This is a genomic window from Streptococcus sp. 1621 (assembly GCF_013276615.1).
In the GTDB taxonomy this organism is placed as follows: domain Bacteria; phylum Bacillota; class Bacilli; order Lactobacillales; family Streptococcaceae; genus Streptococcus.
This window is the reverse complement of record NZ_VMLJ01000044.1, coordinates 22,081-29,872: the sequence shown is the minus strand read 5'-3', so window position 1 is coordinate 29,872 and position 7,792 is coordinate 22,081. Positions and strand designations below refer to the sequence as shown.

At 42.1% G+C, this 7,792-nt stretch carries 9 protein-coding genes; 7 read left to right on the top strand and 2 right to left on the bottom strand.

The features are described 5' to 3' along the window. The first annotated feature begins 331 nt into the window (after positions 1-331). Both HT697_RS09380 and dapA read left to right on the top strand, forming a co-directional pair. Positions 332-1,408 (top strand): aspartate-semialdehyde dehydrogenase, encoded by a 1,077-nt coding sequence (locus HT697_RS09380; protein WP_000542462.1) that lies wholly within the window; start codon positions 332-334, stop codon positions 1,406-1,408. A 55-nt stretch (positions 1,409-1,463) separates the two neighbouring features. Next, positions 1,464-2,399, top strand: coding sequence for a 4-hydroxy-tetrahydrodipicolinate synthase (dapA, locus tag HT697_RS09375; RefSeq protein ID WP_112443646.1), 936 nt, complete (start codon positions 1,464-1,466; stop codon positions 2,397-2,399). Positions 2,400-2,444: 45 nt separating this feature from the next. Here dapA and mnmE read toward each other — a convergent pair whose 3' ends face one another. Both mnmE and HT697_RS09365 read right to left on the bottom strand, forming a co-directional pair. After that, positions 2,445-3,818, bottom strand: coding sequence for a tRNA uridine-5-carboxymethylaminomethyl(34) synthesis GTPase MnmE (gene mnmE / locus HT697_RS09370; RefSeq protein ID WP_112443647.1), 1,374 nt, complete (start codon positions 3,816-3,818; stop codon positions 2,445-2,447). A 137-nt stretch (positions 3,819-3,955) separates the two neighbouring features. Beyond that, positions 3,956-4,138 carry a 4-oxalocrotonate tautomerase gene (locus HT697_RS09365; RefSeq protein ID WP_001117401.1) on the bottom strand — a complete coding sequence of 61 codons (183 nt, stop codon included), beginning with the start codon at positions 4,136-4,138 and terminating at the stop codon, positions 3,956-3,958. A gap of 123 nt (positions 4,139-4,261) precedes the next feature. Between HT697_RS09365 and HT697_RS09360 the strand changes: the two genes are divergently transcribed. The 5 genes from HT697_RS09360 to HT697_RS09340 are packed head-to-tail and all read left to right on the top strand — an operon-like array spanning position 4,262 to position 7,783. Next, entirely contained in the window at positions 4,262-4,852 is a 591-nt protein-coding gene (locus HT697_RS09360; protein WP_112443648.1) for a thymidine kinase, read from the top strand. Further along, complete coding sequence (gene prfA, locus HT697_RS09355; protein WP_004262425.1) at positions 4,849-5,928, top strand: peptide chain release factor 1; 1,080 nt, start codon at positions 4,849-4,851, stop codon at positions 5,926-5,928. The genes HT697_RS09360 and prfA overlap by 4 nt, the downstream gene beginning before the upstream one ends. Further along, on the top strand, positions 5,928-6,764 hold the full coding sequence (prmC, locus tag HT697_RS09350) for a peptide chain release factor N(5)-glutamine methyltransferase (RefSeq protein ID WP_173263050.1): 837 nt from the start codon (positions 5,928-5,930) through the stop codon (positions 6,762-6,764). Before prfA ends, prmC begins: the two co-directional genes overlap by 1 nt. Then, positions 6,748-7,350 (top strand): L-threonylcarbamoyladenylate synthase, encoded by a 603-nt coding sequence (locus HT697_RS09345; protein WP_173252960.1) that lies wholly within the window; start codon positions 6,748-6,750, stop codon positions 7,348-7,350. Before prmC ends, HT697_RS09345 begins: the two co-directional genes overlap by 17 nt. 1 nt (position 7,351) lies before the next feature. Continuing rightward, positions 7,352-7,783 carry a GNAT family N-acetyltransferase gene (locus HT697_RS09340; RefSeq protein WP_101506923.1) on the top strand — a complete coding sequence of 144 codons (432 nt, stop codon included), beginning with the start codon at positions 7,352-7,354 and terminating at the stop codon, positions 7,781-7,783. Positions 7,784-7,792 lie beyond the last annotated feature (9 nt).

The following is a 7,792-nucleotide window of genomic DNA, read 5'->3' as shown; positions in this document are numbered from 1 at the left end:
TTACTTTGAGAAGTTAGCATGCACCTGTGTAAATAAAACTAAAGAGTTTCGTCTGTTGACAAAAGTCATTCTCTTTAGTAGAATAGAATATGCGATGAGTCGATAGGTAGTCCTCGGACTACTATTGAGCATAAGGAGGTCATAACGCAGGAGCGGACCTTGATGAGTTGTGTGAACCTGCTCATCACATGAAGATGCCTCTTAGTCCCTAGTTTAGCGACTGGGGATTTTTATTTTCCAAAAAATGATGAAAAAGCTTTGCAATTCATGGAAAAAGTAGTATAATACTTCTATTATAGAAATTTTTAGAAAATTCCGAAAGAGGTTATTTATGGGATATACAGTTGCTGTAGTCGGCGCGACAGGTGCTGTCGGTGCTCAGATGATAAAAATGTTGGAAGAATCAACACTTCCAATTGATAAAATTCGTTTACTTGCTTCTGCACGTTCAGCAGGTAAGACTTTGAAATTTAAAGACCAAGATATTACGATTGAAGAAACGACTGAAACTGCTTTTGAAGGAGTTGATATTGCTCTCTTTTCAGCAGGTGGTTCTACATCAGCTAAGTATGCACCATACGCAGTGAAAGCTGGCGCAGTAGTAGTAGATAATACATCTTACTTCCGTCAAAATCCAGATGTTCCTTTGGTTGTTCCAGAGGTCAATGCTCACGCACTTGATGCCCACAACGGGATTATTGCTTGCCCTAACTGTTCAACAATCCAAATGATGGTGGCTCTTGAGCCAGTTCGCCAAAAATGGGGCTTGGACCGTATCATTGTTTCAACTTATCAAGCCGTTTCAGGTGCTGGTATGGGAGCAATTCTTGAGACACAACGTGAGCTTCGTGAGGTCTTGAATGACGGAGTGAAACCACGTGATTTGCATGCCGAAATCTTGCCTTCAGGTGGTGACAAGAAACACTATCCTATCGCCTTTAACGCTCTTCCACAAATCGATGTCTTCACTGACAATGATTACACATACGAAGAGATGAAGATGACCAAGGAAACTAAGAAAATCATGGAAGATGATAGCATTGCAGTATCTGCAACATGTGTGCGTATTCCAGTCTTGTCAGCTCACTCTGAGTCTGTTTACATCGAAACAAAAGAAGTGGCTCCAATAGAAGAAGTCAAAGCAGCTATCGCAGCCTTCCCAGGCGCTGTTCTTGAAGATGATGTAGCTCATCAAATCTATCCGCAAGCCATCAATGCAGTTGGTTCACGTGATACCTTTGTTGGTCGTATCCGTAAAGACTTGGATGCAGAAAAAGGAATTCACATGTGGGTTGTTTCAGATAACCTTCTCAAAGGTGCTGCTTGGAACTCAGTTCAGATTGCTGAAACTTTGCACGAACGTGGATTGGTTCGTCCAACAGCTGAATTGAAATTTGAATTAAAATAGTCATATAATTTAGGAGTTCAGATGAACTCCTTCTTTGAAATAGAGAGGTGTTTTCATGTCTTATAAAGATTTAAAAGAGTGTAAAATCATCACAGCCTTTATTACCCCCTTTCACGAGGATGGTTCCATCAACTTTGATGCTATTCCAGCCTTGATTGAGCATTTGTTGGCGCATCATACTGACGGAATTCTTCTTGCAGGGACCACTGCTGAGAGTCCAACCTTGACCCACGATGAGGAGTTGGAACTGTTTGCGGCTGTACAAAAGATTGTCAATGGACGAGTTCCTTTGATTGCGGGTGTAGGTACCAATGATACGCGTGACTCTATCGAGTTTGTCAAAGAAGTAGCAGAATTTGGTGGCTTTGCTGCTGGACTTGCAATCGTCCCTTACTACAATAAACCTTCTCAAGAAGGAATGTACCAGCACTTTAAAGCTATTGCAGACGCTTCTGACTTACCTATTATCATTTATAATATTCCAGGTCGTGTGGTTGTGGAATTGACTCCAGAAACCATGCTTCGCTTGGCTGACCATCCAAATATCATTGGTGTTAAGGAATGTACCAGTCTTGCCAATATGGCTTACTTGATTGAGCATAAGCCAGAAGAGTTCTTGGTCTATACAGGTGAAGATGGAGATGCTTTCCATGCCATGAACCTTGGTGCGGATGGGGTTATCTCTGTTGCCTCTCATACAAATGGTGATGAAATGCACGAGATGTTTACTGCCATTGCAGAAAGCGATATGAAGAAAGCCGCAGCTATTCAACGTAAATTCATTCCTAAGGTCAATGCCCTCTTCTCTTATCCAAGTCCTGCTCCAGTTAAGGCAGTTTTGAACTACATGGGATTTGAAGCTGGACCAACTCGTCTACCTCTTGTTCCAGCACCAGAAGAAGATGCTAAACGCATTATCAAGGTTGTCGTAGATGGCGACTACGAAGCAACCAAGGCAACTGTAACAGGGGTTTTAAGACCAGATTACTAATAAGACAATAAAATCCATGACCGCAAGAACGATCATGGATTTTTCTTATTTTCCTAAACAGAATTGGCTAAAGAGTTGGGTGATGAGTTCATCAGGAGCAGCATCCCCAGTAATTTCTCCGAGGATTTCCCAAGTACGAGTCAAATCAACTTGAAGTAAATCAACTGGCATCCCCAGTTCAAGACCTTCGTTTACAGCTTGTAGGCTTTCAACTGCTTTCTCAATTAAGGAAATGTGACGGGCATTTGACAAGTAGGTAGCATCTTGCTCAACTAAGCCAGCATTTTCAAAGAAGAGGTTGTTAATTCTCTCTTCAATCTTATCGATATTTTGGTTTTTAAGGACTGAAATACGAATAACGTCTTCAGGTAGTTCCGAAGCTTCAATCGCTTCTGGCAGGTCGGTTTTATTAAGAAGAATAATACGGTTTGTATCTTGGCTAATCTCAAGAAGTTGTTGGTCTTGGGCGGTTAGTGGTTCACTGGCATTTAGCACCAGTAGAACCAAGTCGGCTTCCTTGAGGGCTTTTTTCGAACGCTCAACACCTATTTGTTCCACGATGTCATCCGTTTCACGAATACCGGCCGTGTCAATCAATTTTAGAGGAACACCGTTGATGTTGACGTATTCTTCTATGACATCACGTGTGGTACCAGCAATGTCTGTAACGATAGCCTTGTCCTCACGCAAGAGATTGTTGAGGAGGCTAGATTTCCCAACGTTGGGACGTCCGATGATGGCAGTGGAAATTCCTTCACGAAGGATTTTACCGCGACGGGCTGTCCTAAGGAGATTGGTTAGCAATTGCTCAAACTCCCTAGTCTTCTCACGGACAACAGCAGTAGTGGCTTCTTCAACATCGTCATACTCAGGATAGTCGATATTAACCTCAACTTGGGCAAGTGTGTTAAGGATTTCTTGACGGGTATTGTTAATCAGGTCAGAAAGGGAACCATCTAGTTGTTTGACCGCAATGTTCATGGCTTTATCTGTCTTAGCACGGATGATATCCATCACGGCCTCAGCCTGTGTCAAGTCTACGCGACCGTTTAAAAAAGCACGTTTGGTAAATTCACCAGGTTCTGCCAACCGAGCTCCTTCACGGATAGCTAGCTGGAGAATCTCATTGGTTACCGCAATTCCACCGTGGGTGTTAATCTCGATAATATCCTCACGGGTGAAGGTCTTTGGAGACTTCATAGCTCCAACCATAACCTCGTCCATGACCTTCCCTGTCTGAGGGTCAACAATATGACCGTAGTTGAGAGTGTGGCTAGCAACCTGACTCAAGTCTTTTCCTTTAAAAATCTTTTGCGCAATAGCAAAACTGTCTGTTCCGCTCAGGCGGACAATACCAATAGCCCCTTCACCTAGGGGAGTAGAGATAGCAGCGATGGTATCAAATTCACGTGTAATCATAATGTTTCCTTTAATAAATAGATCTTTTATTGGAAATTTTTCCAAGTCTCTTTTCAAATTGTAACAAATTTGAACTATTTCTTCAATGGATGCTACTTGGAGATTGAAAAAGCCTAAGCAATTCTGCTTAAGCTAGCTTATTTGGTGCGCATTTCCCCTTGTGGGAAGTAAGTTCCTTCTGGCATGTCGTTGATGATGACATGGACAGCAGATTGAGGGGCTCCAGTGTTGCGAACAACAGCTTCTGTTACTTCCTTAGCAAGAGCTTTCTTTTGCTCGAGCGTGCGTCCTTCAAATAAATCGATGCGTACAAATGGCATAATGGCTTCCTCCACTAGTTTTTGATTTCTTCTATTTTACCACATTTTGCCATTTAAAGCTTAAGAAAATTATGATATACTAGAATGTAGCAAAAATTTAGAAATGGACGTGAAGCAAGAAACATGGCACAGTTGTATTATCGTTATGGGACCATGAACTCTGGTAAGACGATTGAGATTCTCAAAGTGGCCTATAACTATGAGGAGCAAGGAAAAGGTGTTGTAATTATGACCTCGGCTCTGGATACGCGTGACGGTGTTGGCTATGTGTCGAGTCGAATTGGCATGAAACGCCCTGCCATTGCGATTGAGGAAACGACGGATATCTTTGGATTTATCCGAGATTTACCTGAGAAACCATACTGTGTTTTGGTCGATGAAGCCCAGTTTCTCAAACGTCATCATGTTTATGACCTAGCTCGTGTTGTAGACGAGTTAGACATACCCGTTATGGCATTTGGTTTGAAAAACGACTTTCGCAATGAACTATTCGAAGGTTCCAAGTATCTCTTGCTTTTATCAGACAAGATCGACGAAATCAAGACCATCTGTCAGTATTGCAAGAAAAAGGCGACTATGGTTTTGCGAACACAGGATGGACTGCCCGTTTATGATGGTGAGCAGATTCAAATAGGTGGCAATGAAACCTATATCTCAGTTTGCCGTAAACATTATTTTGCCCCTGAAATCAATAAGGAGAATGAAGAAAAATGAACATCTATGATCAACTACAAGCTGTAGAAGACCGTTATGAAGAATTAGGAGAGTTGCTCAGTGACCCAGATGTGGTTTCGGACACTAAGCGTTTCATGGAACTTTCGAAAGAAGAGGCTTCTACTCGCGATACGGTAACAGCCTACCGTGAGTACAAACAAGTCCTTCAAAACATCGTTGACGCTGAAGAGATGATTAAGGAATCAGGCGGAGATGCGGACTTGGAAGAAATGGCCAAGCAAGAGCTCAAAGATGCCAAGGCTGAAAAAGAAGAATACGAAGAAAAACTGAAAATCTTGCTCCTTCCTAAAGATCCAAACGATGACAAGAACATCATCCTTGAAATCCGTGGAGCAGCTGGTGGAGACGAAGCAGCACTTTTCGCTGGAGACCTTCTAACCATGTACCAAAAGTATGCGGAAGCCCAAGGTTGGCGTTTTGAAGTCATGGAAGCCTCTATAAATGGCGTCGGTGGTTTCAAAGAAGTGGTTGCCATGGTTTCTGGTCAGTCTGTATACTCTAAGCTTAAGTACGAATCAGGTGCCCACCGTGTGCAACGTGTCCCTGTGACAGAAAGCCAAGGTCGCGTACATACTTCGACAGCGACAGTTCTTGTCATGCCTGAAGTGGAAGAAGTAGAATACGATATTGATCCAAAAGACCTTCGTGTTGATATTTACCACGCATCAGGTGCTGGTGGACAGAACGTCAACAAGGTTGCAACTGCCGTTCGTATCGTTCACTTGCCAACCAATATCAAGGTTGAGATGCAGGAAGAACGTACCCAGCAGAAGAACCGTGAGAAGGCTATGAAGATTATCCGTGCGCGTGTTGCTGACCACTTTGCTCAGATTGCACAAGATGAACAAGACGCTGAGCGTAAGTCGACAATTGGTACTGGGGACCGTTCAGAACGTATCCGTACTTATAATTTCCCACAAAACCGTGTGACTGACCACCGTATCGGCTTGACCCTCCAAAAACTAGATACTATTTTGTCTGGTAAATTGGATGAGGTTGTGGATGCCTTGGTGCTTTATGACCAAACACAAAAATTAGAAGAATTAAACAAATAATGAAATTAGCTCAATTATTTTCAGATTTTGAAGAAGAATTGATAAGAAAAGGAGAGGAAGCAGAAAGCCTCTCTTTTGTCTATCGTAGCCTGAAAAATCTATCTTTTACAGACTTTGTTTTTGCCCTCCAGAAAGAGGTAACAGAGGAAGAAAAACAATTTGTAAAAGGAATTTTTCAACAGTTAGCAGCTCATAAACCGGCACAGTATATCATTGGACAGGCAGATTTTTATGGAATGCAGCTAAAAGTGGATGAACGAGTATTGATCCCTCGTCCAGAGACAGAGGAATTGGTTGAGCTTATCCTAGCTGAAAATCCTGAGACGAATTTTTCAGTTCTGGATATTGGAACAGGTAGTGGAGCTATTGCTCTCGCCTTAGCAAAAAACAGACCAGATTGGTCAGTGACAGCAGCAGATATTTCCCAAGATGCTTTAGATGTATCCAGCGAAAATGCTAAAAATCAAAATCTTCAAATATTTTTAAAAAAATCTGACTGTTTTACAGAAATTTCTGAAAAATATGATATAATTGTTTCCAATCCACCCTATATCTCTCGTGAAGATGAGTCAGAGGTCGGCTTGAATGTTTTGCATTCGGAGCCTCATCTAGCTCTATTTGCAGATGAGGATGGCCTAGCTATTTACCGTAGAATTGCGGAAGATGCAAAAGACTATCTCAAAGATGGTGGTAAGATTTACCTTGAAATTGGATACAAGCAAGGTCAAAGTGTTCCTGAACTTTTTAGGAAACATCTTCCTGAAAAGCGAGTACGAACACTCAAGGACCAATTTGGTCAAGATAGGATGGTCGTGGTTGATGATGGACAGGATTAGACAAGAGTTGGAAAAGGGCGGAGCAGTCGTTCTGCCTACAGAGACGGTTTATGGTCTTTTTGCCAAGGCGCTAGACGAAAAAGCAGTTGACCATGTTTACCAGCTCAAACGTCGTCCTAGAGACAAGGCACTCAATCTCAATATTGCCTCTTTAGAGAATATCTTACACTTTTCAAAGAATCAGCCAACTTATCTACAAAAACTTGTCGAGACCTTTTTACCAGGTCCCTTGACCATTATTCTCGAAGCTAATGACCGAGTTCCCTATTGGGTCAATTCTGACCTTGCAACTGTTGGATTTCGGATGCCAAGTCATCCTATCACGCTTGATTTGATTCGAGAGACAGGTCCTTTGATTGGGCCGTCTGCCAATATTTCAGGTCAGGCAAGTGGAGTGACCTTTGAACAAATTCTGAAGGATTTTGACCAAGAAGTTCTGGGTCTGGAAGACGATGCTTTTCTAACTGGACAGGATTCAACTATTATAGATTTGTCTGGAGACAAGGTGAAAATCTTACGCCAAGGGGCGATTAAGCGAGAAGATATTCTTACTCGGTTGCCAGAGATTTCTTTTGAGGAGGCATGAAATGCTAAGAGATTTGCAAGAAACAGATGTGAAAGCTATATGTGACATCAACCAAGAGGCTTTGGGTTATTCTTTTAGTCCAGATGAAACGGCTAGTCAATTAGCTAGATTATCTCAGAATTCACATCATTTTCTACTTGGCTATGAGGATGAAGCTAGTCATGCCTTGCTTGGATATGTCCACGCTGAAGTTTACGAATCACTCTATTCCAAAGCAGGATTTAATATCTTAGCCTTAGCAGTTTCACCTCAAGCGCAAGGTCAAGGTATTGGTAAAAGTTTACTACAAGGGTTGGAAGAAGAAGCCAAAAGACGTGGTTATGGGTTTATCCGTTTAAACTCTGCCGATCATCGTCTGGGAGCTCATGCATTTTATGAAAAAGTTGGTTATACTTGTGATAAAGTGCAGAAACGGTTTATTCGCATCTTTTAGTTTGATTTT

What these genes read in the sequence shown, in the direction of transcription:
- mnmE (WP_112443647.1), bottom strand. Translation starts at nt 3,818, where the DNA reads ATGATTACACGTGAATTTGATACCATCGCTGCTATCTCTACTCCCCTA.
- HT697_RS09365 (WP_001117401.1), bottom strand. Translation starts at nt 4,138, where the DNA reads ATGCCATTTGTACGCATCGATTTATTTGAAGGACGCACGCTCGAGCAA.
- HT697_RS09345 (WP_173252960.1), top strand. Translation starts at nt 6,748, where the DNA reads ATGATGGACAGGATTAGACAAGAGTTGGAAAAGGGCGGAGCAGTCGTT.
- HT697_RS09340 (WP_101506923.1), top strand. Translation starts at nt 7,352, where the DNA reads ATGCTAAGAGATTTGCAAGAAACAGATGTGAAAGCTATATGTGACATC.
- HT697_RS09360 (WP_112443648.1), top strand. Translation starts at nt 4,262, where the DNA reads ATGGCACAGTTGTATTATCGTTATGGGACCATGAACTCTGGTAAGACG.
- HT697_RS09380 (WP_000542462.1), top strand. Translation starts at nt 332, where the DNA reads ATGGGATATACAGTTGCTGTAGTCGGCGCGACAGGTGCTGTCGGTGCT.
- dapA (WP_112443646.1), top strand. Translation starts at nt 1,464, where the DNA reads ATGTCTTATAAAGATTTAAAAGAGTGTAAAATCATCACAGCCTTTATT.
- prmC (WP_173263050.1), top strand. Translation starts at nt 5,928, where the DNA reads ATGAAATTAGCTCAATTATTTTCAGATTTTGAAGAAGAATTGATAAGA.
- prfA (WP_004262425.1), top strand. Translation starts at nt 4,849, where the DNA reads ATGAACATCTATGATCAACTACAAGCTGTAGAAGACCGTTATGAAGAA.